The organism is Saccharopolyspora rhizosphaerae, assembly GCF_003931915.1.
GTDB classification, from domain to species: Bacteria; Actinomycetota; Actinomycetes; order Mycobacteriales; family Pseudonocardiaceae; genus Saccharopolyspora; species Saccharopolyspora rhizosphaerae.
Genome location: NZ_RSAA01000035.1, coordinates 1 through 25,908, shown reverse-complemented (window position 1 = coordinate 25,908; position 25,908 = coordinate 1). Strand labels below are relative to the sequence as shown.

Here is a 25,908-nt window from a genome sequence, read left to right as displayed (position 1 = left end):
CCCGGACCTGCTGCGCTCGGCCGCCCGAGATCGGCTGTCCGGTGCAACCTCGGCGGGGGTCGGCGCCGCGCGTGGCGTGGTGACAGGGAGGGTCCCCTGCCCCGGTCACGTGCCTTCCGCCCCGCGGTCAAGGCTCGGTTCGGCCGCAACCGGTGCGCCGGTTCGGAGCCCTGTCGTGTCGAAGAAGGACAGGAATGACGTGGCGCGTTGACCTCGTCGGCTCCTGCCGCAACGGTGGACCGCGTGACCTGACAAGGTTGTCGAGGGGCGGAGGGGACGATGCTTCCACGCATGTCCAGGCGGTTCGTGTTGCGTGCGCTGGGTGCTGCGGCGGCCGCGGGCGGGATGGTCGCGACCACGGTGGGCACGGCTTCGGCTCGGGGACGGTGGGGACCCGTCGCCGATGCGGTTCGCGAGGAGCACCTGTGGGCCTGGCGTCACTACATCGAGCGTGCGTGGGGCGCCGACCACATCAAGCCGATCTCCGGCGGTCGGGAGGACTTCTTCGTCGAGGGCCACTCGGTGGGGCTGAGCCTGGTCGAAGCCGTGGACACGCTGTGGCTCATGGAGGCCGACTCCGAGGTCGACCGGGCCGTGCGGTGGATCGTCGACCACCTCGACTTCGACATCGACGCACCGTTCCAGGTCTTCGAGACCAACATCCGCATGGTTGGCGGCCTCGCCGCCGCCTACCACTGCACCGGTGACCGCAGGCTGCTCGAGCGGGCGGTGGACGTCGCCGACCGGCTCCTCCCGGCCTTCACGCGGTCACCGACGGGCTTGCCCTACCGCTACGTCAACCTGGCGACCGGTGAGGTGAGCGGACCCGAGACGAACATCGTCGAAGTCGGCACCTACCTCGCCGAGTTCGGCGTCCTGTCGCGGTGGACGGGCGACCAGCGCTACTACGACCTCGCGAAGCAGGCCATGCGCGTCGTGCACGACAAGCGCAGCGAGCTCGATCTGCTGCCGCACGACATCCACGCCGAGACCGGCGAGTGGCGCAACCGCCGGGCGACCGTCGGGCCTCCCGGCGACTCCTACTACGAGTACCTCTGGGACGGCTACCGGCTCTTCGATGATCCCGAGTTGAGGCAGTGGTACGACACGCTCACCGACGCGATCCTCGCCAAGCAGGCCGAACGCCATGCCGGCCTGCTCTGGTTCCCCCAGGTCGACGCCTTCACCGGGGAGGTCCTCAGCCGGGAGCAGAGCGTCCTCGCCGGCTTCTACGCCGGGCTGCTCGCCGAATCCGGGCACGTCGCGGAGGGACGCGCCTACCACGACGCGTTCACCGCGGTGCAGGACCGCTTCGGGGTGATCCCGACGTCCGTCGACTACACGACGATGACGGCCACGCGGGTCGAGAACGCGCTGCGCCCGGAATACGCCGACTCCGCGCTGGCGCTGTGGCTGGCCACCGGCCACGAGGTGTTCCGGGAGCGCGCCCGCACCCACTTCGAGAACATGGTCGCCACGTCCAAGACCCGCCACGGGTTCGCCGCCCTCGCCGACGTCACCGCCACACCACCGTCGCAAGGGGACACGTGTCCGGGTTACTGGTGGTCGGAGCAGATGAAGTACTACTGGCTGCTCTTCTCGGACACCCCGCGCCTGGACTACCGCGACCACTACCTGAGCACCGAGGCCAACCTGCTGCGCGGGGCGAAGCGCTGAGGTGCGCATGGGAACCTTCCTGCCACCGCAGTGGGAGGAAGGTTCCCATGCTCGCGACCGCCACGCCGATACCCTGGTGCCATGTCTGATCACGTGCAGGTGGTGACCACCACCGACTCCGAGGACTCCGCCGCCGAGCTCGCCAGGGGCGTCGTGGAGGCCAGGCTGGGAGCCTGCGTGCAGGTCGTGCCGATCCGCAGCTTCTACGTGTGGGACGGTGCGGCGCAGGACGATCCGGAGTGGCAGTTGCAGATCAAGACCTCCGGTGACCGGTTGGAGGCCCTCATCGCGCACTTGAAGGCCCACCACGGCTACGACGTGCCGGAGATCATCGCCACGCCGATCCTCGGCGGGAACCCCGATTACCTGTCCTGGGTGGACGAGCAGACCACTCCGGCGTCCGCGTGACGCGCGCCACCGGGCACACTCGCTCAGAGGTGCCGTGCAATCGGAGGTGGGTCGACGTGCCGCGTAGCAGTGGCGGGTGGTTCCGGCTGGTGGCGATCGCTGAAGCGTTCTCCTGGGCAGGACTGCTGGTGGCGATGGCGTTCAAGTACGGGCTCGGGTGGCCGCTCGGTGTGACCATCATGGGCTCCGTGCACGGAGCCCTGTTCACCGCGTACGTCGTGACCACGCTGATCGTGTTCAGCCCGCTGCGCTGGCGTATCTGGACGCTGGCGTTCGCGCTGGTGGCTTCGGTGCCGCCGCTGGCGACCGTGTGGTTCGAGCGCTGGGCCAATCGCCGCGGCCTGCTCACCGCGCCCGACTCCGACGCCCCGACGTTCTGGGGGCAGGTCCGCTACGTGCTCAAGGAGCTGAACTAGGACCTGCACCGGGATCGCCTCGCTGTGCGGGTGCCAGGCTCCGTGCGCCGCTTCCTCGTGAGTTCGTGCACGCGGCGTCCCGGCGTGCTCGTCGCCAACGTCTGAGCACCTGAGGCGGTGCCGGCGAGTCCCCACCTGGCGCAGCGGTTTCGCCCTCTCGGACCGCTCTAGAAGTCGCCGGCCGCGTGCCGGACCTTCCCGAGCAGTTCGGTGAGCTGCTGGGTCTGGCGTTCGGTGATGCCGCCGAGCCCGAAGTCGATCTCGTTGACCGCGTCGGTGGCCTTCTGCATCTGGTCCCGACCTTCCCCGGTGATCTCCACCAGGGTCGTTCGGCGGTCCGTCGGGTGCGGCACGCGCCGGACGAGGCCGTCCTGCTCCAGCCGGTCGACGATGTTGGTGACGCTGGTGGGGTGCAGCTGGAGCCGGTCGCCCATGACCCGCATCGGCAGGCTGCCCCGCTTGGAGAACGTCAGCAGCACCAGCGCTTCGTAGCGGGCGAAGGTCAGGTTGTGCGGCCGCAGCGCGTTGTCGACGGCGGACTGCAGGATCTGCTGCACGCGCATCACGCTGGTCACCGCGGCCATCGTCGTGGACGGGCCGATCCGCTCTGCCCAGATCTCAGCCGCGCGCGCGATGGGGTCGAAGGGCAGTGGGCCACGGGAGCTCATAGCGTCCGACGCTAGCAGCGAGAGCGAGCGGGCCTGATGGCTGTGCTGCTACTACTGGTGGCAGGATCATTTCCGCGTGGATGGGAGCAGTCGTGCTGGTGGCATTCAGCGTTGCCCCGACCGGGGCCGGTGAGGACGACAGCGTCAGCGAGGCGGTAGCCGCGGCGGTGAAGGTGGTCCGGGAATCCGGCCTGCCGCACGAGACGACCTCGATGTTCACCACGATCGAGGGCGAGTGGGACGAGGTCATGGACGTCGTCAAGCGCGCCACCGAGGCGGTGTCCTCGCGCTCGCCGCGCACCAGCCTGGTGCTCAAGGCCGACATCCGCCCCGGCCACACCGGACAGCTCCGGGCCAAGGTCGAGCGGGTCGAGGAGCACCTGCGGGAGGCGTAGAACTCCGAAGGTGGAGACGACGTGGAGCGGGGGTGGTGCCGTCATGGACACCACCCCCGCTCGCCGCGTCAGGTCTGAGACCGTCAGCTCTCCGGGTGGTCCACCACCGGGGCGTTGACGCACTCGCTGCTCTGCGGCGACAGGACCGGGACGACCAGGCCGATGGCGGCACCCACGTTGTTGCCGCAGGCCTGCACCGGGACGGCGCTGATGTTGTTGTCGTCCAGCAGGTTGACGCCGTCGTTGTCGGCGGTGTCCGCGAAAGCGGTGCTGCCCAGGGTCACGATGCTGAGGGCAGCGACGCCGGCGGCACCGGCAACACGGGTTGCAATACGCACTGTTTCGAACCTCTCGTTGAACTACTGGCCGAAGGTCCCCCACGAGAGACCCCGCAGCACGCGAGTTGACCGCAGTCCCCTCGCGGGCTCTGTGTCCTCTTCGGCGATCACTGCGGGCAAACATGAGGGGTTCCTCGGCAACGCCACCGTTTCGAGTGGCGTCGTTCACTGGTTCGAATTGAGCTCCGTCGCTATCGGCGTGTCCGGTTGAGCGCGCCCGGTGACCGCGGCTCGAAGGTGATCTCGGAGCCGGCCGTGGGTGGGAGGTGTCCCTCATCGCACGCCCACGCACCACGCCGCTGGTCGGACGTGTCAGGATGGAACTGTGACGAGGCCGGATCCACGCCAGAACGCAGCAGCGATGTCCGCCGCGATGGCGGGCGCAGTCGACCTGTCGGCTCTCAAGAGCCGCGCCGAGGCGGCCAACTCCGCCGCGCAGTCCCCAGGTGGCGGTGACGGTTGTGCTGCAGGGGGATCGCACCCGGCGATCATCGAGGTCACCGAGGCCAACTTCCAGGCCGAGGTGGTCGAGCGGTCCCTGCAGGTCCCGGTGGTCGTCGACCTGTGGGCCACCTGGTGCGAGCCGTGCAAGCAGCTCTCGCCGGCGCTGGAGAAGCTGGCCCGCGAGGGCAACGGCGCCTGGGTGCTGGCCAAGGTCGACGTCGACGCGAACCCGCGCATCGCGCAGCTGTTCCAGGTGCAGTCGGTACCGATGGTGATCGCCGTGGCCGGTGGCCAGCCGGTCGACGGGTTCGCCGGTGCGCAGCCCGAGCCCCAGCTCCGCGAGTGGATCAACTCGCTGCTCAACGCGCTGCGCGACCAGCTGCCCGGCATCCGCGCCGCCGAGGAGGGCGGCGCCGGCGCCGAGGCCGAGGAAGAGCCCGAGGACCCACGGTTCACCGCAGCCGAGGACGCCCTGGAGAAGGGCGACTACGCCGCGGCCCAAGCCGCCTACCAGCAGATCCTCGACAGCGAGCCGAACAACGAGCAGGCCAAGGCCGCGCTGGTGCAGGTGCGCTTCATGGAGCGCGCCGAGCAGGCCGACCCGGCGGCCATCGAGCGTGCCGACGCCGCTCCGGACGACATCGACGCGCAGATCGCCGCCGCCGACGCGGAAGTCGCGTTCGACAAGGCTGACGAGGGCTTCGCGCGCCTGATCCAGACCGTCAAGCGCACCTCGGGCGACGACCGCGACCGCGTGCGCACGCACCTGGTCGAGCTGTTCGAGATCTTCCCGGAGGGCGACGAGCGGGTCGCGAAGGCCCGTCGCAACCTCGCCAGCGCGCTCTTCTGACCCACCTCGCGAGCGCCTTCGGCACCGACGACACCGGAGCCGAGGGCGCTCGCGTCGTGCGTGAGCGGAAAGTTCCCCTGCACCCCCGCCACCGGCGCGCTCGCGGATCAGGCCGGGTCCACCAGGCGTTCGCGCAGCGCGGTCAGACCGGCCTCGCCGAGTCCGGCTCGGCGCAGGTACGCGGCGAAGTCGCGCCCGTGGACGACCTCGGCGAGCGCGTGCTGTTCGGTTGTGCCCTGCTCGGCGAGGAACGCCCGGACCTTCGGGGTGTCGTCTCCCCGCCCCTGCGCGGCGCACAGCTCCGCCCGGCGCTCGTGGCTGAGCGCGTAGTCCTCGGCGATGTCCTGCGCTCTGACGCCCAACGCGGCCAGCACGACGAGCACGACAAGACCCGTGCGGTCGCGGCCGCCGCCGCAGTGCACCAGCACACCACCCGGTTCCGCGTGCACCAGCGTGCTGACGACCTCACCGACCACCTCGGGGAAGCGGTCCAAGAACGGCCCGTAGTAGAGGGGAGTGCACGTGAAGGCCCCTCCCCAGCGGTCCCAGAACTCGGTGTCGGAGGGGTCCTCCAGCGGGATCCGGACCGTGGTCAGGCCGGCGGGGCGCGGTGCCCGGTCGACCTCGTCGTCGTCGGTCAGGTCGATGACCGTGCGCACGCCGTGCCGCCACAGGGCTTCCCAGCCCGCCGCCGTCAACGCCGCGGGGTGTTCGGCGCGCACCACCGCACCCCGCCGGACCGGCCCGTTCGGGGTGGGCAGGCCACCCAGGTCACGAGCGTTGACCACGCCCTCGAAGGGCAGAACTCGTCCACTCATGCACCGGAAGACGGCCGGAGGTGGTGCCGGGTTGCTCGGGAACGATCAGCCGCCGTACTTCGTGGTGCACGGAGCGAGTCCTTCCTGCACTCCGACGCGGAAGGCCTCCACCCGCGCGAAACCAACCGGCACCTGATCGCCGTTGACGTTCGCCGAGATCAGGCTCTCCTCGCCCAGCAGCGCGGACACGCCCTCGTCGATGTCCTCCGGCACGATCCGCAGCTTGCCCACGGGGTTGCGCTGGCCGATGGGGTCCTCCACCAGCAGACCGCTCCACGCGCCCACCATGCAGGCCGTGCGCAGACCGGCGGCCTCGTCGTCGAGGCGGTACCCGGCGGCCTTCTGCACCGACAACGCGTAGCGCGAGGCGATCTGGGCGTAGGCGGCGAAGTCGCCGTAGCCGGCGGACTGGCTGGTCTTGCTGGGAGGCGTGGCGATCTCGCGCAGCTCCGGGACGTTCAGCGAGATCGTGTTCGTCTCGGTGCAGTAGGAGGCCGGTGAGGTCGGCTGCCGACCGGAGCAGGTCCGTGGCTCGGCGACGACCTTCGGCGGTTCGGCGCCGGTGTCGCGGAACACCGCGTGCAGGCTCTCCTCCACCGCCCGCAGGCTCCTGCCGTCGATGGGCAGGTCGGTTTCCTGCTGGGTGGGTTTCCAGTTCTGGAACAACGTCGTGCGCTTCGTGACCTCGTCGCTGGTCATCTTCGCGCAGCGCTCCGGTCCTTGGCTGAACCCGTGCTGGAAGGCGCTCACCCGGTCGAAAGCGGTGCCGTGCGCGTTGTCGCCGGTGAAGTCGGACGTGCCCGGCGAGTCGCGGATGAAGTTGAGGACGCCCATGACCTCGTTGAGACCCGACCCGGTCGACACCTGGAAGTACTCCGACGAACCTTCGGCGACGTGCCGGAAGTAGGCGCCGGTGAAGCAGTCCGCCTGTTGTTCGAGCACGATCACCGGATCGTCCTCGGCGACGGTTCCCGCCCGGTGCTGCACGGCGTGGCCCATCTCGTGGGCCAGCACGGTCACCACCGCCAGCGGCCCGAAGCTGTTGTTGAGCTCCGGCAGCAGCGTTCCGCGGTCCCAGGCGACGAGGTCTTCGGGCGGGCAGTAGAAGGCGTTGACCATGCCGCCGGTGCTCTTCCCGCACAACGGTGCACCGGGAGCGCCCGAGTCGTAGGAGATCAGGCGCTTGACGGGCTCGAACTCCTTGCCGCTGAACGCGTCTGGGAACTGCCCGGCCCAGTAGGCGTCGACGTCGGCGACCGCGTTGCGCGCGAGCTCGTCCATCTCGCCGTTGTCGGTGCCCTCCACCCGCAGCGGAGCGTGCGGGGCGCTTTCCTTCGGGCCGCTCGGACCGTCGGCGGCGGGCAGACCGGCCACGCTGGTCGTCGAGTAGCCCCCCAGGGTCGTGGGTACGCCGCTGATGACCTGCGCACACCCGCTGACCAGGGACGCGCAGGTGAATGCCGAGACCACGGCACCGAGGATCCGCTTCCGCCGGCTGCTCACCGTCGCCACCACTGAACGCGCCCCATCTCGCTACCGGTCCGAACTCCTCCGCACCGGGCCGGTCGCGCGGCCCGGTCTTCGCGCAGCAGCCTATCGGGTTCCCGATCTTGTCCACGGCCGATCTAAGCGGTGACCGGTCCCCGGTGGGAGGAAGGTTCCCATGCTCAGGTCATCGGTCGGGTGGAGTGGCAGGAAGGTTCCCCTGCTCACTCCAGGCACGCGCCAGGCCCGGAGCGGACGCCGTCCCGGAAGGCCGCGATGCGGTCGGAACCGCTCATCGGCCCGCTCCCGCCGCGGGAGATCGCGTCGGACTCGAGCACGACCTGCACGGCCTCGTCCAGGTCGCCGGGCGACAGGTCCGGCTGGGATGCGGTGTAGGCGCCGGTCAAGCAGGAGAGGGCGGGCCCGGTGGGGTGCCGGCCGAGTTCGGTGAGCGCCGCCAACGCGTAGCGGGAGGCGAGCAGGGTGGTGACGGCTTGGTCGCCGATGTCGTCGTGGGTGCGGGCCAGCGCCTCCGGGGCCGCGGTGACCGTCGGTGGTGCGGGGCAGAAACCGACCGGCCCGCCCGCTCCGGGACATCTGGTGGCGCGTGCCGGAGGGACCCAGCGTCGTCCCTGCTCGGTGACGACGGTCCCGAAGTAGTCGGCGATCGCGGACGTGTCCAGCACCGAGTCGAGGGGAAGGTTCGCGTCGTCGTCGACCGGTCGGGCCACCTCGTTCTCGCCGACCTCGGTGCAGCCGCGGGGGTCTGCGGTGAAGCCGTGCTGGAACGCCGTCACCCGGTCGAAGGCGGTGCCGTGCCCGCTGGTGCCCACCGGGTCGCGGAAGACCGTGATGGCGCGCAGGGCGTCGTCGAGCCGGTCCGGGCTGGTGCGCACGTGCGCGGAGTGCCCGTCGGAGACCCAGCGCAGGAACGACCCGGCGTAGCAGTCGGCCATCGCCTCCAGGCGCAGCGGTTCGCCCTCGGCCAGCCCGGCGCGCTGCTGCACGGCGTGCCCGATCTCGTGCGCCAGCACCACGGCGACCGCCGTGTCCCCGTAGTGCTCGCGCAGCACCGGCAGCAGCGCCGTGCGGTCCCAGGCGATGGCGTCCACGGCCTGGCAGTAGTACGCGTTGCCCTCGACCTCCTGCGGGCCGGAGGCGCAGGGCGGGGCGGTGCCCACGGCGTCACCCGTGTCGACGGAGAAGAACCCGCCGTCGAGGGCCCGCCACGGGGTGCCGAAGGTGCGGGGGTAGACCTGCGCCCAGTAGGCCTGGACGTCGGTGACCACGGCAGCGGCCAGCCGGTCGGTCTCACCCCGGTCGGTGCCGTGCACGAACGCCGGGTCGACCGCCGCGTCCTGCGGTGGTGGGGCGGGGCTCGTGCAGGCGCTGATGATCAGCCCGAGGGTCACCGCGATGAGTCCGAAGGCACGCACGTGCACCAGCTTCCCACCCGCCTCCGGGACGGGTGCGCATCGCACGCGAGCGCGTCCAGCGAGATAGGGTCCGCTCCCGTGAGAGCCGTCCACCGCTTCACCGTCCGGGCCCACTTGCCCGAGCCGCTCAGCGCTCTGGGCAAGCTGGCGACCAACCTGCGCTGGGCCTGGCACCCGCCCACCCAGGACCTGTTCTCGGCTGTCGACCCGCAGGTGTGGGCGGCCGTGGGCTCGGACCCGCTGCGACTGCTGGCCGAGGTGCCCGCTGAGCGGTTGCGCCAGCTCGCGGACGACGAGGACTTCCTCGCCCGCACCCGCGCGGTCGGGGACGACCTGCGTCGCTACCTCACCGTTCCGCGCTGGTACCAGCAGCGGCAGGACGAAGGTGCCGAGCTCCCCGCCTCGATCGCCTACTTCTCGATGGAGTTCGGGCTCACCGAGGCGCTGCCGAACTACTCCGGCGGGCTCGGTGTGCTCGCCGGCGACCACCTCAAGGCCGCTTCTGACCTGGGAGTTCCCTTGATCGGCGTCGGCCTGCTCTACCGGTCGGGCTACTTCCGCCAGGCGCTGTCCTCGGAGGGCTGGCAGGTCGAGCACTACCCGGTGATCGACCCCCGCGGTCTGCCGCTGGAGGTGCTCACCGACGAGGACGGGCGACCGGTCGTGGTCGACGTCGCGATGCCCGCGGGTCGCACGCTGCACGCGCGGGTGTGGAAGGCGCAGGTCGGACGGGTACCGCTGCTGCTGCTCGACAGCGACCTGCCGGACAACGACGACGACCTGCGCGGCACCACCGACCGCCTCTACGGCGGCGACGCGGAGCACAAGATCCGCCAGGAGATCCTCGCCGGCATCGGCGGGGTCCGGGCGGTGCGCGCGTACTGCCGGCTCACCGGGCACCCGCAGCCCGAGGTCTTCCACACCAACGAGGGCCACGCGGGCTTCCTGGGGCTGGAGCGGATCCGGGAGCTGCAGACCGACCCGGGGCTGGAGTTCGACCAGGCGACGGCAGCGGTGCGGGCGGGGACGGTGTTCACCACGCACACCCCGGTCCCGGCGGGCATCGACCGGTTCCCGGTGGACCTGGTGCGGCACTACTTCGACGACGGCGCGCAGCGACCGCTGCTGCCCGGGGTGCCGACGAACCGGGTGCTGGCCTTGGGTGCCGAGGACAACCCGGGCATGTTCAACATGGCGCACATGGGGTTGCGGTTGGCGCAGCGTGCCAACGGGGTCTCGGAGCTGCACGGCGAAGTGATCCGCAAGATGTTCCGCAACCTGTGGCCGGGGTTCGGGGTCGAGGAGGTCCCGATCCGGTCGGTCACCAACGGCGTGCACGGGCCGACGTGGTCGGCGCGCGAGCTCGGCAAGCTGCTGGGCGAGTCCGAGATGGACAGCGGTGCCGGGTTGCGCGGGATGGAACCGGTCAGCGACTCGCTGCTGTGGGAACTGCGGTGCTCGCTGCGGCAGCGCCTGGTCGACGAGGTGCGGCGGCGGCTGCGCATCGCGTGGCAGCAGCGCGGTGCCTCGGACCTCGAACTGGGCTGGTGCGACTCGGTCTTCGACCCCGATGTGCTCACCATCGGTTTCGCGCGCAGGGTTCCCACCTACAAGCGGGCGACGTTGATGCTGCGCGACACCGAGCGGTTGCGGGAACTCCTGCTGGACTCCGAGCGCCCGGTGCAGGTCGTGGTGGCCGGCAAGTCCCACCCGGCCGACGAGGGCGGCAAGGCGATGATCCAGCGGATCGTGCGCTTCGCCGACAGCGCGGACGTGCGGCACCGCATCGTGTTCCTGCCGGACTACGACATGTCGCTGGCCCGCTACCTGGTCTCGGGGTGTGACGTCTGGTTGAACAACCCGGTGCGCCCGCTGGAGGCGTGTGGGACGTCGGGGATGAAGGCCGCGCTCAACGGGGTGCTGAACCTGTCGGTGCGCGACGGCTGGTGGGACGAGATGTACGACGGCCGCAACGGGTGGGCGATCCCGAACGCCGAGGGCGTCAGCGACCCGAACCGTCGCGACGACCTCGAGGCCGCGGCGCTGTACGAGCTGATCTCCGAGCACGTGGCGCCGATGTACTACGAGCGCAACAGCGACGGCGTGCCCGGCAAGTGGATGTCGATGGTGCGGCACACCCTGGCCACGTTGGGCCCGCGGGTGCAGGCCTCGCGGATGATCCGGGAGTACGTCGACGGCCACTACACGCCTGCCGCGCAGTCGATGCGTGCGATGTCGCGGGACGACTTCCGCGGGGCGCGGGAGATCGCCGAGTACCGGACGCGGTTGCAGGCCGCGTGGAACCAGGTGCGGGTCGGCGACACCGAGATGTCGGTGGACCACGGGACACCGCTGCTGGGCGGGCAGGTGACCGTCCGGGCCCGGGTGGACCTGGCGGGTCTTGACCAGTCCGATGTGGACGTCGAGGTCGTGGTGGGCCGAGTGGACGACAACGACATCCTGCACGACTTCGTGACCGCGTCGATGAAACCCACCGGGGATGGCCGCTACGCCGCTGCGGTGACGCTCCCGCACGCCGGTCCGGCGGGCTACAACGTGCGGGTCTTGCCGCGGCACCCGCTGCTGTCCGAACCGGCGGAACTGGGCAAGGTCGTCCTCGCCGGGTGAGGAGAGCCGTGTGCCGGGATCAGCGCACGCGGCGCAGGCCGACGGCGCCGAGGCCGAGGAAGACCAGGGCCGTGGCGCACACGCCGGGCCAGCCGTAGGCGCCGTAGGCGACGCTGCCCGCGGCTGAGCCGATCGCGCCGGCCAGGAACGTCGAGAGCATGAAGATCGTGTTCAACCGGCCGCCTGCGTCGGGGTTCACCGACAGCGCGGCGTTCTGGTTGGCGGCCTGGCCGACCTGCAACCCGATCGGCACGGCTGCGGTGCCGATGAGCAGCGCGGTCAGCGACGTGGTGCCCAGGACGAGCACGAGCGCGGCGAAGGCGAGCACCGTGAGGCCGAGCGCTCCTACCAGGCGCGGTCCGCGCCGGTCGACCAGCTTGCCGGCGGTGGGCGCCAGCACGGCGCTGAGCAGCCCGAGCAGGCCGACGAGCCCGGCTTCGGCGACGGTGAACGAGTGCGGGGGTGCGGTGAGCACGAGCGCGAGCGTCGTCCAGACCGCGTTGAAGGCGGCGAAGCTGCCCGCCTGGCGCAGGCAGGCTCGGCGGAGGCCAGGTTCGCGTCGCAGGTAGCCGGGCAGCGAGCGCAGCAGCGACCAGTAGTCCACCGAGTCGCGTCGTCCGTCGCTGGGCAGTGCGCGGACCGTCCACAGGCCGACGACGAGCGTCAGCGCGGCCGCGACGGCGAAGACCGAGCGCCACCCGAGGAGTCCGGCGAGCTGGCCGGAGAGGACCCGGGCGCCCATGATCCCGGTGATGAGACCGGCCTGCACCCAGGACATGGCCGTCCCGCGCTGGGCGGGATCGGCGAGCTGCACGACCAGCGGGATCAGGACCTGCGGGACGACGGTCGTCACCGCGGCAAGCCCGCCCAGCACCGCGAGCACCGGCAACGACGGTGCGAGGGAACTACCCACCAGCAGCGCGGCGGTGAGGACGCTCAGCACGCCGACGACCTTGCGCCGGTCCAGGCTGTCGCCGAGCGGGATGACGAACAGCAGACCCGCGGCGTAGCCGAGCATCGCCGTGGTCACCACGATGCCCGCGGTCTGCGCCGAGACGCCGAAGGTCTCGGCGACGGGACCGATGATCGGCTGGGCGAGGTAGATGTTGGCGACGGTGGTGCCGGCGCACAGCGCAGCGGCGAACAGCAGTCCGCGGCTGAGGCGGCCGGTGGCGGGTGCGACGGCGCTCATGGGGTCTCCGCAGGGACAACAAGGTAACCAACTGGTTGGTTGTAGTGTGCTGCCGTCCCCCGATCGGTGTCAACCAGGTGGTTGGTTCCGGCGGTACAGTGCGGCTGTGCCCCGCAACGCCGAAGCCACCAAGGCCCGGATCTTCCAGGCCGCGACGACCGAGTTCGCCGAGCACGGCATCGCAGGCGCACGCGTCGACCGCATCGCCAAGCAGGCCCAGGCCAACAAGCAGCTGATCTACGCCTACTTCGGCAGCAAGGACGCCCTGTTCACCGCCGTGCTGGAAGAAGCCATGGCCGAACTCGCCGCCGAGGTTCCCATCGATGGCGAAGACCTGCCCGGCTACGTGGACCGCCTCGCCGCCTACCACGCGGCCCACCCGCACGTGCTGCGGCTGCTCATGTGGGAATCGCTCGAGCGCGGTGACAGCGGCGTCGCCGCAGAATCCGAACGCGCCGAGCACTACCGCGGCAAGGTCGACGCCGTCCGCCGAGCCCAGCACACCGGCAAGGTCACCGACGCCATCGACCCGGGGATGATCGTCCTGCTCGCCCTCGGCACCATCAGCTGGCCGCTGGCCGTTCCCCAGCTGCGTCGCATGGTGCTGGGCGAGACCTCCGTCGACGAGCTGCAGTCGGCCGCCCGCGAAGCCGTCCTCCGACTCACCGACCCCCGCTGACGCACGAGTGCACGAGGGACCCTTCCGCGCACTTCGGTGACAAGGAAGGTTCCCCTGCCCACAACGCCGGGTCGTCTGCGCGCCCCTCGGCATTCAGTGAGGCAGGGTGGGGGACATGAGTGAAACCATGCGCGCCATCACCCAGGACGGTTACGGCGGCCCGGAGGTGCTGCGCGAGGCTCGGCTGGACAAGCCCGAACCGGGACCCAGCGAGGTGCTGATCCGCGTGCGCGCGGCCGGTGTCAACCCCACCGACTGGAAGCACCGCGCCGGACCGGGGTTCCTCGGCGAGCCGCCGCGCATCCTCGGCTGGGACGTCTCCGGCGTGGTCGAGGCCATCGGCACCGGCGTCACCTTGCACAAACCGGGTGACGAGGTCTTCGGCATGCTGCCCTACCCCTTCGGCGTCGGCTCGCACGCCGAGTACGTGACCGGCCCGACCAGGGCTTTCGCCCCGAAACCGCAGAACGTGGACCACGTGCAGGCCGGCGCGGTCCCGCTCGCCGCGCTCACCGCGTGGCAGGCGCTCAACGACACCGCGAACCTGCAGTCCGGTCAGCGGGTCCTGATCCACGCGGCCGCCGGCGGCGTCGGGCACCTCGCGGTGCAGATCGCCAAGGCCAAGGGTGCCTACGTCATCGGGACCGCGAGCGGGAGCAAGCACGAGTTCCTGACCGAGCTCGGTGTTGACGAGCTCATCGACTACACCGCCGTCGACTTCACCGAGGCGGTCAGCGACGTCGACGTGGTCCTCGACACCATCGCCGCCGATTACCGCAGCCGCTCGCTGCAGGTGCTGCGCAAGGGCGGCGTTCTCGTGTCGATCCTGCCCTACGACCGCGAGGAGCTCGTCGCCGAAGCCGAGGACCTCGGAGTCCGCGCCGAGGTGATGCTCGTCGAAGCCGACCAGGCCGGGATGCGGGCCATCCGCGAACTCGTCGAGGCCGGCGAGCTGCGCGCCGAGATCGCCGCCACGTTCCCGCTGGCCGACGCGGCCAAGGCGCACGAGCACGGCGAGACCGGCCGCACCAAGGGCAAGCTCGTCCTCACGATGGACTGATCGCCGCTCGGGAGCTGAGCGCTCCTAGCGCGACAGTCCGGCAGGAGCACGGGAACCTTCCTGCTGCTCGAGCAGCAGGAAGGTTCCCGTGCTTCAGGTAACCGAGAGGCGCTGGCGGGTTTCGGTGACGCGCGGCGACCACGGGGCGAGTTCCTCCGCGCGGGCCAAGGCGGTGCGGGCCGCGGCGTTGTCGTGCAACGCCATGTGGGCGCGCGCCACCGTCGTGAAGTCGTCCGCGCGGGACAGCGGAGAGTGGTTGTACTCGGCCCCGGTTGTCGCCAGCTTCACCGCCTCCGCCGCGTCCCCCTCGATGAGGGCCAGCAGTCCGCTGGTGCCGCTGAGCTCGAACTCCGGGTAGCCGAGCGACACGGCGTCCTGCAGCGCCTTCTTCGCCGTCGGCAGTAGGCTCTCGGCCGGCATCTGACCGGACTCGACGGCCTTGAACCCCAGTCCGGCCAGGCCCGCCAGCAAGTAGGCCATCTTGCGCGGCGGGACGTCGTTGTCGGACAAGAACTTCAGCAACGTGAGCACGCCCGGCGCGTAGAGACCGCGCGATTCCATCACCGCGATCTGGCAGGACACCGTGGCGTTGATGCCGGGGAAGCGGTCGCCGAGTTCGTCGGCGTGCTGCTGCGCGGTGTCGAGATCACCGCTGCGCAGCGCCTCGTAAGCGCGAGCCGCCAGAGGCGCGGCGAGGAAGTCCGAGCGCTCGGGCTCCGCGATCCGGGGCAGCGAGAACAACAACCAGCCGGTCGACGTCGTCAGCGGCACGCGCTTGGGCCACAGCTTGACGAGCATGAACGCGCTCATCGCGAGCGACAGCCCACGTCCGAACGCCCCCGGGACCCACCACCAGGCCGCGGCCACTGCCGCAAAACCCACCACCGCCGAGACCAGCCCGGCCAGCCAGCAGCGCAGGATCACCGGTGAACGCCACGGCCCGATCTGCGCCCGCAGCGTCACCGGCAACGCCCGGAAGGTGAAGGTCACGCCACCGCACCTGAACGAGGCGATCTCCCGCATCGCGCCGAACACCACCTGGCGCACGCGCAGTCCGAAGAGCACCGACCCCAGCAGCAACCCGACCTGCGTGGCCACCGGCAGCAGGAGCGCTCCCACCACACCACCGGCCCACCCGGTGGCGACACCGGAGGGACCGGTCCCGAGGAACACCTCTACCGCCGCCAAGACGACAGCGCCCGCCGCGGCGACCAGCACCCAAGGTCGTGTCACAAAACTCTGCGCTCGCACAAGGCCCGGAGCCTACGGGACCTCCACGCACCGAGGAGCCGCTTTGCTCCGGCTCGCTGGCAGCGAGGCCGTGGAGCGAGCGGGGGAACCTTCCTGCCACTCACCCCGCCAGCGGTGGCAGGAAGGTTCCCATGCACACGTCAGGCGACCGCCGCGGTGGTGGGAAGACCCGCTTCCTTCCACGCGCGGAAGCCACCTGCCAGATCGGTGGCCCTGGCGAGGCCGAGTTCCTGGGCTTGGGCGGCGGCGAGGCTGGAGGCGTAGCCCTCGTTGCAGACCAGGACGACCGGGCGTTGCGGGTGGAGGCCGTCGAGGCGGTGGCTGCCCGCCGGGTCCAGCCGCCACTCCAGGACGATCCGCTCGACGGTGAGGGCGCCGGGAATCGCACCGTGGGTGAGGCGGTCGGACTCCGGCCTGATGTCGATGATCAGGCCGCCGTCGCGTTGGATCTCGAACGCCTGCTGCGGGGAGACCCGGTCGAGCTTCTCGCGGGACTCGGCCAGCAGGTGCTCGATGCCGTACGGGCCGAGGCCGGACAGCTCCTCGCGGGGTTCGGGGATGTGGGTCATCACCGGGCCTCGCTTCGCTGCGGCGGAACGGCGGGGATCGCTGCCAGGTCGGAGTAGTAGCGCACCGGCAGCAGCGGCGGTGAGTACGCGTGCACGCTGGCGGAGTTCACCGAGCTGACGTTGGTGACCTGGTGCGCGCGGCCGGGGCCGAACCCGACGCGGGCGCCCAGGTCGTGGTGCTGGGTGCGGACCGGCCCGGCCGAGTAGCGGTAGTCCTCGCGCAGTTCGCCGAACAGGACGGAGAACGAACCGGACGCGCCACCGTGGTCGTGCGCGGGTGTGCCCTGGCCGGGTGCCCACGACAGCAGCCAGAGCTCGACGCCTGCGGTCAGGCCGAGCTTGGCCCACCACCGCTGCTGCTCGTCGATGCGCACGATGTCCACCAGCTCGGAGGTCAGTTCGCCGGCGACGAGACCGGTGAGGTCGCGGAGCTCCTGCGGCGTCCAGGTGAGGTGGTCCGGCCGGATCAGGTCGCGCAGCAGCGGGACGTCCAGCGCGGGGTGCACTTCGGCCTCGCCGAGCGCGGGGACCGGCGCGGTCGGGGTGTACTCGGACAGCGGGGTCGGCGTGTTCTCGGGCTGCGTGATGCTCAAGGTGTCTCCAGGTGTCTGCGGTGTGGCACCGGCACGACACGGCACACCCACCGTGCGAGAGGACGGGGGCGTTCGGACGATTCGTCGGTGCCGCGGTGGTCGGAAAGCGGGAGTGCTCCTCGGACCGCTTTCAGCGACAGGCGGAGGCGACGACCCGGAACAGGTCGATCACGCGATCGCGGGTGAGCAACGAATCGGACACGCGCTTGATCCTGGCACCGGAGCGGTGCGAGAGCCAGGGGCGTGCCCCGCTTCCCGCGATGTGGACGCAGGGCGTGCCCACGGATGATCAGGTTCACCCGGGCGGGCGAGCGGCAGCGGCATCCCGCCCGCAAGCGCTGTGCCCGCGGCGGGAACAATGGCCCACGACGGGGACCCGCCGGCACCTGCGGCGGTCCTGAGGACGAACGCCGAGTGCGCGCCCGGTGGCGCCGCCGCAGTCAGTCACGGCTGGGAGGTAGACGTGGACGACCTGGTCATCCGGATGGATGGCGTCGGTGTCCGGCGGGGCAAGACCACGCTGTTGGCCGACGTGAACTGGTCGGTCGAGCTCGACGAACGGTGGGTCGTGCTGGGGCCGAACGGGGCGGGCAAGACGACGTTGCTGAAGATGGCCAGCACCGAGATGCACCCGACCACCGGCACCGTCGACGTGCTCGGTGAGCGGCTCGGCAAGACCAACGTGTTCGACATCCGGCCCCTGATCGGGTTGTGCTCGGGCGCGCTGGTCGACCGCGTTCCCGGCGACGAGGTCGTGCGCGACGTCGTGGTCAGCGCCGGCTACGCGGTGTTCGGACGCTGGCGCGAGGAGTACGACTCCCTGGACACCGACCGCGCGGCGGAGCTGCTCGACCTGCTCGGCGTCGCGCACCTCGCGGACCGCGAGTTCGGCACGCTGTCCGAGGGCGAGCGCAAGCGCGTGATGATCTCCCGCGCGCTGATGACCGACCCGGAGCTGCTGCTGCTCGACGAACCCGCCGCGGGCTTGGACCTGGGTGGCCGGGAAGACCTCGTCGCGCGCCTGTCGAGCCTGGCCCTGGACGCCGACGCGCCCGCATCGGTGCTGGTCACCCACCACGTCGAGGAGATCCCGCCGGGCTTCACCCACTGCCTGCTGCTGCGCGACGGCGGGGTCGTCGCCCAGGGGCTGCTCGACGACGTGCTCACCGAGGCGAACCTCTCCAAGACCTTCGACCAGGACCTCGAGCTGCAGCAGGCGGGTGACCGCTACTTCGCGCGCCGCAGGGCGTGAGCCCTCACCGCGCACGGTGTTGAGATCGGTGACACAGCAGATCGCGGGTGGGGCGCGATAGCCTCCCCAGCGGCAAGCGGTGGTTCAACGAGGAGGTTGCTGCGTGGGCGAGTTCGTCAGGCTTGAGGTCGAGGGTGCGATCGGCACGATCCGGCTGGATCGGCCGAAGATGAACGCGCTCAACAGGCAGATCGAGAGCGAGCTGCGCGAGGTGGCCATCGAGGCCGCTGAGCGCGAGGACATCCGCGCTGTCATCGTCTACGGCGGGGAGAAGGTCTTCGCCGCGGGCGCGGACATCAAGGAGATGGCCGACATGTCCTACGCGGACATGGCCGCCAAGGAACAGCGCGGGCTGTCCGACGCGATGAGCCAGGTCGCGGCCATTCCGAAGCCCACGGTCGCCGCTCTGACCGGCTACGCCCTGGGCGGCGGTTTCGAGCTGGCGCTGTCCTGCGACCGGCGGATCGCGGCGGACGACATCAAGGTCGGCCAGCCGGAGATCCTGCTCGGCGTCATCCCGGGTGCCGGCGGCACGCAGCGGCTGGCGCGGTTGATCGGGCCCAGCAAGGCCAAGGACATCATCTACACCGGCCGGTTCGTGGAGGCCGACGAGGCCCTCGCGCTGGGGATGGTCGACGAGCTCGTGCCGTCCTCCGACGTCTACGCGGCCGCCAAGCGGTGGGCGGAGCAGTTCACCGGAGGCGCGGCGCGCGCCCTGGCGGCTGCCAAGGCCGCCATCGACGGTGGTCTGGACGTGGACCTCGACAGCGGCCTGAAGCTCGAAACCCACCTGTTCGCGGGAACTTTCGCGACCGAGGACCAGAAGATCGGCATGCGGTCGTTCATCGAGAACGGCCCCGGCAAGGCCGAGTTCACCGGGCGCTGACCCGGCTGCGCAACGGATTGACGTCGTGACGAGAGCGTCCCACCGCACCACCGGTCCGCGTCGGCACCCGGTGCCGGGCGCGCACTAGGGGGTCGCGGTGGGGTACTCGTTCGACGTCGACGACGTGCAGTACCTGCGTTCGGCGGCCGGTCGTGCCGCCGTCGCCGAACTCTCCGCGCTGCCGTTGACCGCCAGGTCGCGGTTCGCCGACGTGGCCGCGGCGCGCCGCCAGGTCGGTGAGCGGTTCGCCGCCGCGGCGCTGGAAACCGCCGTGCTGCGGCGCAAGGCCGAGTCCAAACTGGAGGGCAGCGCCGGGTGGTTGTTCACCGACGCCGCGCTGCAGCAGGCCACGGCGAGCGTCGTCGCCCGGCACCGGGCGCAGCGTCTCGTGGGTCGCGACGTGCACGACGTGACCTGCTCGATCGGTGCTGACCTGGCCGCCGTGGCCGCGGTCGCGCGCCGCAGCGTCGGTTCCGACCTCGACCGGGTCCGCCTGCTCATGGCCCGGCAGAACCTCGACGCCGCCGGCAGCGGTGCGGTGCTGGCGGAGGCCGACGCGTTGCGCCCGGTCACCCGGGACACCGCCGTGCTCGCCGACCCCGCGCGCCGCGACGACGGCGGCAGGCGCCGCTGGAACCCGGCCGACCTGGTCCCGCCGCTGGACGAGCTGTTGGCCGTCTACTCGGGGCGGGACCTGGTGGTCAAGTGCGCGCCCGGGCTGGACTTCGCGGCCGTGCCCGACGACGCCGAAGCCGAGGTGGTGTCGCTGGACGGCCAGGTCAGGGAGGCCGCGCTGTGGTTCGGTTCGCTGGCCGACCGGACGGCGCGACGCCGGGCCAGCGTGCTGCGCTCCGACGGCAGCGCCTGGAGCATCACCGACGCCGAACCGGACGACTGCCCGTCCGAGGACGTCCGCGAGTGGATCGTCGACCCGGACGGCGCCGTGGTGCGGGCGGGGCTCGTGCGCCACTACGCCGCCCGGCAGGGGCTCGTCCAGCTCGACCCGCGCATCGCCTACCTCACCGGGGACGCACCGCCGCCTGGCGTGCGGGCGTTCCGCGTGCTCGAACACGGCCGCTTCCACGAGAAGACCCTGCGCGCGCTGTTGCGCAGGCACGAAGTCGGGCGGCTGGAGATCCTGGTGCGCGGCGTCGACGTCGACCCCGACGCGCTGCGGCGCAAGCTCAAACCCAAGGGCGCTCAGGAAGCGAGCCTGGTGATCGCCCGGGTCGGTGACCAGGCGATGGCCTACCTCTGCCGGGCGGAGCGCACGTGAGCCCTTCCGACCGCGTTCCTGGTGACCGGCGTCACGGGGCGGACGCGGTCTGTGAGCGCGGCGAAATTCGGAGGCAGTGGCGCAGGGGCTTTCTCTATGCTGGTGCGGAGTATGGGTACGTCTGTGAAATCTCCGCTGACTGATCTGCGGGATCGCCTGCCCGGGCTGATGCTGCACGACCAGCGTCGGCTGCGTCGGCGCATCGAAGGCGCACGCAAGATCCGCGACCCCGAAGCGCTGCGGTCGGTCGCCGCGGAGATCACCGGCGACGTCGAGACCGCCGAGCTGCGCGTGCAGCGCCGTCGCGACGGCGTCCCCGAGATCACCTACCCGGAGAACCTGCCGGTCAGCCAGCGCCGGGATGACCTGCTCACCGCTATCCGCGACAACCAGGTCGTCATCGTCGCAGGTGAGACGGGTTCCGGTAAGACCACGCAGCTGCCGAAGATGTGCATGGAGCTGGGGCGCGGCATCCAGGGCGTCATCGGCCACACCCAGCCGCGCCGGCTCGCGGCGCGCACCGTCGCCGAACGCGTCGCCGAGGAGCTGGGCACCGAGATCGGCGGGGCCATCGGCTACCAGGTGCGCTTCACCGAGCGCACCGGCGACGACACGTTGGTCAAGCTCATGACCGACGGCATCCTGCTCGCCGAGATCCAGCACGACCGCCTGCTGCGCCGGTACGACACCCTCATCATCGACGAGGCGCACGAGCGCAGCCTCAACATCGACTTCCTCCTCGGCTACCTCAAGCAGCTGCTGCCGCGCCGGCCCGACCTGAAGGTGATCATCACCTCGGCCACCATCGACCCGGAGCGGTTCTCCAGGCACTTCGACGACGCCCCGGTCGTGGAGGTCTCCGGACGCACCTACCCGGTCGAGGTGCGCTACCGGCCACTGCTGGAGGACTCCGACGACGAGGACGACCCGACCACCGAGGTCCGCGACCAGACGCAAGCCATCTCCGAGGCCGTGCGCGAGTTGTGCGCCGAAGGCCCGGGGGATGTCCTGGTGTTCCTCAGCGGTGAGCGGGAGATCCGAGACACCGCCGACGCGTTGAACCAGCTCAACCTCCGCGACACCGAAGTCCTCCCGCTGTTCGCCCGGTTGAGCGCTGCCGAGCAGCACCGGGTGTTCCAGCGCCACAGCGGCCGCCGGATCGTGCTGTCGACGAACGTGGCCGAGACGTCGCTGACGGTGCCGGGCATCAAGTACGTCATCGACCCCGGCACGGCGCGCATCTCCCGCTACAGCTTCCGCACCAAGGTGCAGCGGTTGCCGATCGAACCGATCTCGCAGGCCTCGGCGAACCAGCGGAAGGGCCGTTGCGGCCGGGTGTCGGAAGGCATCTGCATCCGGCTGTACTCCGAGGAGGACTTCGAGGCCCGCCCGGAGTTCACCGATCCCGAGATCCTGCGCACCCACCTGGCTTCGGTCATCCTGCAGATGACCTCGTTGGGGCTCGGCGAGATCGAGTCCTTCCCGTTCCTGGAGCCACCGGACCGCAGGCAGATCACCGACGGCGTGAACCTGCTGCAGGAGCTCGGCGCGCTGGAGAAGACCGCGTCCGGCGGCGAGCGCAAGCTCACCCCCGTCGGGCGCAGCCTCGCACAGCTGCCCATCGACCCGCGCCTGGCGCGGATGGTGCTGGAGGCCGAGCGCAACGGGTGCCTGCACGAGGTGCTGGTGATCGTGGCGGCGCTGTCCATCCAGGACCCGCGCGAACGTCCCGCCGAGCACCAGCAGGCCGCGGACCAGAAGCACGCGCGCTTCGTCGACAAGGAAGCGCAGTCCGACTTCCTGTCCTACCTCCGCTTGTGGGAGTTCCTGCGCGGGCAGCAGAAGGAGCTGTCCTCCAACCAGTTCCGCAAGCTCTGCCGCAACGACCACCTCAACTACCTGCGCGTGCGCGAGTGGCAGGACCTGTTCGGCCAGCTGCGCCAGATGGTCAAGTCGATGGGCATGACGCTGGCCGACCAGCCGGCCGACGCCACGCGCATCCACCAGTCGCTGCTGGCCGGTCTGCTCTCGCACATCGGTCTCAAGGACGTCGAGAAGCGCAACGGCACCCAGCGCTCCGGTCCGCCGGGGCGGAGCGCCAACGAGTACCAAGGAGCCCGCAACGCCCGGTTCGCGGTGTTCCCCGGGTCCTCGTTGTTCAAGAAGCCGCCGCGCTGGGTCATGGCCGCCGAACTCGTCGAGACCTCCCGCCTGTGGGCGCGCATCGCCGCCCGCGTCGAACCGGAGTGGATCGAGCAGCTGGCCGGCCACCTGGTCAAGCGCAACTACAGCGAACCGCACTGGGAGAAGGACCGGGCCGCGGTGGTCGCCCACGAGCGCGTGACGCTCTACGGCGTGCCGCTGGTGACCGGCCGCAAGGTCAACTACGGGCGCATCGACCCCGAGGTCAGCCGCGAGCTGTTCATCCGGCACGCGCTGGTCGAGGGCGACTGGGACACCCGGCACGAGTTCTTCCACCAGAACCGGGCGCTGCTCGAGGAGGTCGAAGACCTCGAGGAACGTGCTCGCCGGCGCGACATCCTGGTCGACGACGAGACGCTGTTCGAGTTCTACGACCAGCGGATCGGCGAGGAAGTCGTCTCCGGCAAGCACTTCGACACCTGGTGGAAGAAGACCCGCCGCGAGCAGCCGGACCTGCTCAACTTCGAGAAGTCCATGCTGATCAACGCGCGCTCGGCGCAGGTCAGCGATGCGGACTACCCGGACCACTGGACGTGCGGCGAGCACCGGCTGAAGCTGACCTACCAGTTCGAGCCGGGTGCTGACGCCGACGGCGTCACCGTGCACATCCCGCTGCAGGTGCTCAACCAGGTCGGCGCCGAAGGCTTCGACTGGCAGATCCCCGGCCTGCGGGAAGAGCTGGTGACCACGCTGCTGAAGTCGCTGCCCAAGCAGCTCCGCCGCAACTTCGTGCCTGCGCCGGACTTCGCCAAGGCGGTGTTGTCCCGGGTGGGTCCGGACGACGGGCCGCTGCTGGAGACGCTGCAGCGCACTCTCCGCCAGCTCACCGGTGTGGAGGTGTCGAGCTCGGACTGGGACCTCGAACGCGTCCCCGACCACCTGACGATGACGTTCCGGGTGGTGGGTCGGCGCGGCCGCAAGCTCGCCGAGTCCAAGGACCTGGACGCGCTCAAGCTGCAGCTGAAACCGAAGGTGCGCGAAGAGATCTCGGCCGCCGCCGACGACATCGAGCAGGGCGGGTTGCGTTCCTGGAGCTTCGGTGAGCTGCCGCGCACCTTCTCGCAGCAGCGATCCGGGCACGCAGTGAAGGCCTACCCGGCGCTGGTGGACGAAGGCGACACCGTGGCGGTGCGGATGTTCGACACCGAGCGGGACCAGCGCCGCGCGCTGTGGAACGGCACGCGACGACTGCTGCTGCTCAACGTCCCGTCGCCGGCGAAGTCCCTCCAGCGGGGCATGAGCGCCACCAGCCGCCTGGTGCTCGGCGGGAGCCGTTACGGCGACCTGAGCTCGATCCTCGACGACTCCGTGCGTTGCGCCGTGGACAAGCTCATGGCCGACAACGGCGGTCCGGTGTGGGACGGCGAGGCCTACGCCTCCTTGGAGGCGAAGGTGCGCGCCGGAGTGGGCGAGTACACCGCAGCCGTGGTGTCCGAGGTGGAGCGGGTCCTGGTCACCGCGCAGCACGTCGAAGCGGTGCTGGCCGACCGCCCCAAGGGCATGTCGGAGGAGTCGCTGGCCGACATCCGCGAGCAGCTGGACGGCCTGCTGCACCCCGGTTTCGTCACGGCGACCGGCTTCGACCGGCTCCGCGACCTGGTGCGCTACCTGCGCGCGATCGAGCAGCGGCTGGACAAGGCGCAGCACCAGCCGCAGCGCGACCGGGAGTGGATGCACCAGGTGCAGGAGGTCCGGCAGCGCTATCGGGATCTGCTGGCTCGGGTGCCGCAGGGGCGTACGCCCAGCGACGACCTGCTCGAGGTGGGCTGGATGGTCGAGGAGCTGCGGGTGAGCCTGTTCGCGCAGCCGTTGGGCACGCCGCGTCCCGTGTCGGTCAAGCGCCTGCACCGAGCGATGGACAAGCTCGCGGACTGAGCTCGCCGCGCTCGGCCGGACGGGATCGAGCAGTCTCGTCGCAGCCATCGTTCCCCCAGAGCGGCGCGGAATTCGTGCCCACCTCATAGGGGCTGATGACGAGGATCCGCTGTCGAACCTGCGTTCGCATCACTCGGAAGGGTGGAGAACGCGCGGGATTCAGGCAGCACAGCGCAGCCGCGGCGGGGTGACCGTCCTCTTAGGGCGGATCGGCGGTGGCCGGCCCCCGCGCCGGACAACGCGGACCGCGTCGATCAGGACGCCGCGGGTGAGACCGCGATGCCCAGCGCCCCCGGGCCGGTGTGAGCTCCGATGATCGCGCTGGTCTGCTCCAGCGTGACCCTGCGCACCTGCGGCAGCTGCGAGCACAGCGAGTCGAGCACTTCCTTGGCGCGGTCGGCGGCCTCGAAGTGCTCCACGCCCACGTCCACAGGCCCGTGGCCCGCCCGCTCCAAGGCGGTCCCGACGGCCTTGCGCAACGCGCGCTCCGTGCCCCTGGCCCTGTGCAGCTGGTCGATCACGCCGTCCTTCATGATCAGGACCGGCTTGATCGACAGCGCTTCGCCCACCCACGCCTGGGCTCGCCCGATCCGGCCGCTGCGCTGCAAGAACTCCAGCGTGTCGACGTAGACCATCTGGGTCGTGCTGCGCAGACGGTGCTCCAGGACGTTCATCACGCCTTGCGGGGTGGCCCCCGCGGCGGCGGCCTCCGCTGCGGCCATCACCGAGAACCCGAGGCTGAGTCCGGTCAGGCGCGCGTCGACCACGTAGACCGGGATGCCGATCTCCGCCGCGGCGACCCGGGCGGCCTGGCACGTCTGGGACATCCCCTCGGAGATGTGGATGGAGATGATCGCTTCGGCGCCGGAGGCCGCGGCGTCCGCGTAGTTCCAGTAGAACGCCGGGGGCGGCGGAGGGTTGGTGGCGACCGGGACGTTGTTGCGCATTGCCTCGGCCATCTGGGGGTGCAGCACCCGTCGCTCGTCGTTCTGCTGGTCGCCCACCGTCAGCTCCAGCTGCACGATGGAGATGCCCAACCGGTCGGCGATGTCGAGCGGTACGGAAGCCGTCGAATCCGTCACGATGGCGACGCGTCTCCTCATGGCCGCAAGGCTACTAATGCGCGAGGTTCGTTCACATACTTTCCGGATGACCCGGCGCCACTTTTGCAGCGGCCGGTCGTCCGGGTGGAGGCCGAAGGTGAGTACTGTCACGGGTGGACCCTGGTTGCACCCGGGCTACTGGCAAGTAACATCCTTGGTGGTTGGCATCACTGTGCTTTCCGGCTGAGGGCATGGCAAGGTCAACCTAACCCGACGGAACGAAGCGCCGGGTCCACAAGCAGAGCCGCTGGAGGACCAGCGAGCGTCAGTTGAGTCCGCAGGAGGTCGAAGAGGGCCCATGAACATCGTCGTCCTGGTTAAGCAGGTGCCCGACACGTATTCCGAACGGAAGCTGTCTGCTGCGGATCACACGTTGGACCGCGAGTCGGCGGATGCCGTGTTGGATG

Annotated in this window: 22 protein-coding genes and 1 pseudogene; 13 read left to right on the top strand and 10 right to left on the bottom strand. The window is 70.6% G+C overall.

What is annotated here, in order from left to right:
* Positions 1–291 precede the first annotated feature (291 nt).
* From EIL87_RS23075 to EIL87_RS23065, 3 genes are all read left to right on the top strand, one after another.
* Positions 292–1,677, top strand: a complete 1,386-nt coding sequence (locus EIL87_RS23075; protein WP_233576512.1) for a glycoside hydrolase family 47 protein — start codon at positions 292–294, stop codon at positions 1,675–1,677.
* Positions 1,678–1,758: 81 nt separating this feature from the next.
* Positions 1,759–2,085 (top strand): divalent-cation tolerance protein CutA, encoded by a 327-nt coding sequence (gene cutA, locus EIL87_RS23070; protein WP_125092695.1) that lies wholly within the window; start codon positions 1,759–1,761, stop codon positions 2,083–2,085.
* Between the two features lie 56 nt (positions 2,086–2,141).
* A complete protein-coding gene (locus tag EIL87_RS23065; protein WP_267898875.1) occupies positions 2,142–2,501 on the top strand; it encodes a DUF3817 domain-containing protein in 360 nt (119 codons plus the stop codon).
* Between the two features lie 167 nt (positions 2,502–2,668).
* Here the strand turns inward: EIL87_RS23065 and EIL87_RS23060 are convergent, their stop codons facing one another.
* Complete coding sequence (locus tag EIL87_RS23060) at positions 2,669–3,169, bottom strand: MarR family winged helix-turn-helix transcriptional regulator (RefSeq protein WP_125092694.1); 501 nt, start codon at positions 3,167–3,169, stop codon at positions 2,669–2,671.
* A 92-nt stretch (positions 3,170–3,261) separates the two neighbouring features.
* Between EIL87_RS23060 and EIL87_RS23055 the strand changes: the two genes are divergently transcribed.
* Positions 3,262–3,564: an MTH1187 family thiamine-binding protein gene (locus tag EIL87_RS23055; protein WP_125092693.1), complete on the top strand. Its 303-nt coding sequence runs from the start codon at positions 3,262–3,264 to the stop codon at positions 3,562–3,564.
* Between the two features lie 83 nt (positions 3,565–3,647).
* On the opposite strand, the gene EIL87_RS23050 is transcribed toward EIL87_RS23055, so the two are convergent.
* The gene (locus tag EIL87_RS23050; RefSeq protein WP_125092692.1) at positions 3,648–3,902 is read right to left on the bottom strand and encodes a hypothetical protein; all 255 of its coding nucleotides are present in this window, start codon (positions 3,900–3,902) and stop codon (positions 3,648–3,650) included.
* Positions 3,903–4,263: 361 nt separating this feature from the next.
* Here EIL87_RS23050 and EIL87_RS23045 point away from each other — a divergent pair, with 361 nt between their 5' ends.
* Positions 4,264–5,196, top strand: coding sequence for a tetratricopeptide repeat protein (locus EIL87_RS23045; RefSeq protein WP_199740576.1), 933 nt, complete (start codon positions 4,264–4,266; stop codon positions 5,194–5,196).
* 107 nt (positions 5,197–5,303) lie between these two features.
* Here EIL87_RS23045 and EIL87_RS23040 read toward each other — a convergent pair whose 3' ends face one another.
* From EIL87_RS23040 to EIL87_RS23030, 3 genes are all read right to left on the bottom strand, one after another.
* Positions 5,304–6,014: a tyrosine-protein phosphatase gene (locus tag EIL87_RS23040; protein ID WP_125092691.1), complete on the bottom strand. Its 711-nt coding sequence runs from the start codon at positions 6,012–6,014 to the stop codon at positions 5,304–5,306.
* A gap of 45 nt (positions 6,015–6,059) precedes the next feature.
* Positions 6,060–7,517 carry a neutral zinc metallopeptidase gene (locus tag EIL87_RS23035; protein ID WP_233576510.1) on the bottom strand — a complete coding sequence of 486 codons (1,458 nt, stop codon included), beginning with the start codon at positions 7,515–7,517 and terminating at the stop codon, positions 6,060–6,062.
* A gap of 206 nt (positions 7,518–7,723) precedes the next feature.
* A complete protein-coding gene (locus tag EIL87_RS23030) occupies positions 7,724–8,935 on the bottom strand; it encodes a neutral zinc metallopeptidase (protein WP_233576508.1) in 1,212 nt (403 codons plus the stop codon).
* Between the two features lie 78 nt (positions 8,936–9,013).
* Here EIL87_RS23030 and glgP point away from each other — a divergent pair, with 78 nt between their 5' ends.
* Entirely contained in the window at positions 9,014–11,563 is a 2,550-nt protein-coding gene (gene glgP, locus EIL87_RS23025; RefSeq protein WP_125092688.1) for an alpha-glucan family phosphorylase, read from the top strand.
* Between the two features lie 19 nt (positions 11,564–11,582).
* On the opposite strand, the gene EIL87_RS23020 is transcribed toward glgP, so the two are convergent.
* Positions 11,583–12,755, bottom strand: a complete 1,173-nt coding sequence (locus EIL87_RS23020; protein ID WP_125092687.1) for an MFS transporter — start codon at positions 12,753–12,755, stop codon at positions 11,583–11,585.
* Between the two features lie 106 nt (positions 12,756–12,861).
* On the opposite strand from EIL87_RS23020, the gene EIL87_RS23015 reads away from it, so the two are divergent.
* Both EIL87_RS23015 and EIL87_RS23010 read left to right on the top strand, forming a co-directional pair.
* The gene (locus EIL87_RS23015; protein ID WP_125092686.1) at positions 12,862–13,434 is read left to right on the top strand and encodes a TetR family transcriptional regulator; all 573 of its coding nucleotides are present in this window, start codon (positions 12,862–12,864) and stop codon (positions 13,432–13,434) included.
* Between the two features lie 115 nt (positions 13,435–13,549).
* Positions 13,550–14,494 carry an NADP-dependent oxidoreductase gene (locus tag EIL87_RS23010; protein ID WP_125092685.1) on the top strand — a complete coding sequence of 315 codons (945 nt, stop codon included), beginning with the start codon at positions 13,550–13,552 and terminating at the stop codon, positions 14,492–14,494.
* 93 nt (positions 14,495–14,587) lie between these two features.
* On the opposite strand, the gene EIL87_RS23005 is transcribed toward EIL87_RS23010, so the two are convergent.
* From EIL87_RS23005 to EIL87_RS22995, 3 genes are all read right to left on the bottom strand, one after another.
* Positions 14,588–15,727: a hypothetical protein gene (locus EIL87_RS23005; protein ID WP_233576506.1), complete on the bottom strand. Its 1,140-nt coding sequence runs from the start codon at positions 15,725–15,727 to the stop codon at positions 14,588–14,590.
* A gap of 158 nt (positions 15,728–15,885) precedes the next feature.
* Entirely contained in the window at positions 15,886–16,314 is a 429-nt protein-coding gene (locus EIL87_RS23000) for a rhodanese-like domain-containing protein (protein WP_125092684.1), read from the bottom strand.
* Positions 16,314–16,871 (bottom strand): cysteine dioxygenase, encoded by a 558-nt coding sequence (locus tag EIL87_RS22995; protein ID WP_125093299.1) that lies wholly within the window; start codon positions 16,869–16,871, stop codon positions 16,314–16,316. The genes EIL87_RS23000 and EIL87_RS22995 overlap by 1 nt, the downstream gene beginning before the upstream one ends.
* 520 nt (positions 16,872–17,391) lie before the next feature.
* Here EIL87_RS22995 and EIL87_RS22990 point away from each other — a divergent pair.
* The 4 genes from EIL87_RS22990 (at position 17,392) to hrpA (ending at position 24,398) form a co-directional block, all read left to right on the top strand.
* The gene (locus tag EIL87_RS22990) at positions 17,392–18,159 is read left to right on the top strand and encodes an ABC transporter ATP-binding protein (protein ID WP_125093298.1); all 768 of its coding nucleotides are present in this window, start codon (positions 17,392–17,394) and stop codon (positions 18,157–18,159) included.
* Positions 18,160–18,262: 103 nt separating this feature from the next.
* A complete protein-coding gene (locus EIL87_RS22985) occupies positions 18,263–19,045 on the top strand; it encodes an enoyl-CoA hydratase/isomerase family protein (RefSeq protein WP_125092683.1) in 783 nt (260 codons plus the stop codon).
* A gap of 97 nt (positions 19,046–19,142) precedes the next feature.
* Positions 19,143–20,321 (top strand): THUMP-like domain-containing protein, encoded by a 1,179-nt coding sequence (locus EIL87_RS22980; RefSeq protein ID WP_125092682.1) that lies wholly within the window; start codon positions 19,143–19,145, stop codon positions 20,319–20,321.
* Between the two features lie 168 nt (positions 20,322–20,489).
* Positions 20,490–24,398, top strand: coding sequence for an ATP-dependent RNA helicase HrpA (hrpA, locus tag EIL87_RS22975; RefSeq protein WP_233576610.1), 3,909 nt, complete (start codon positions 20,490–20,492; stop codon positions 24,396–24,398).
* Positions 24,399–24,652: 254 nt separating this feature from the next.
* On the opposite strand, the gene EIL87_RS22970 is transcribed toward hrpA, so the two are convergent.
* A complete protein-coding gene (locus EIL87_RS22970) occupies positions 24,653–25,501 on the bottom strand; it encodes a DegV family protein (protein WP_125092680.1) in 849 nt (282 codons plus the stop codon).
* 298 nt (positions 25,502–25,799) lie between these two features.
* Here EIL87_RS22970 and EIL87_RS22965 point away from each other — a divergent pair.
* Positions 25,800–25,908, top strand: a pseudogene (locus EIL87_RS22965) (electron transfer flavoprotein subunit beta); the annotation flags it as partial.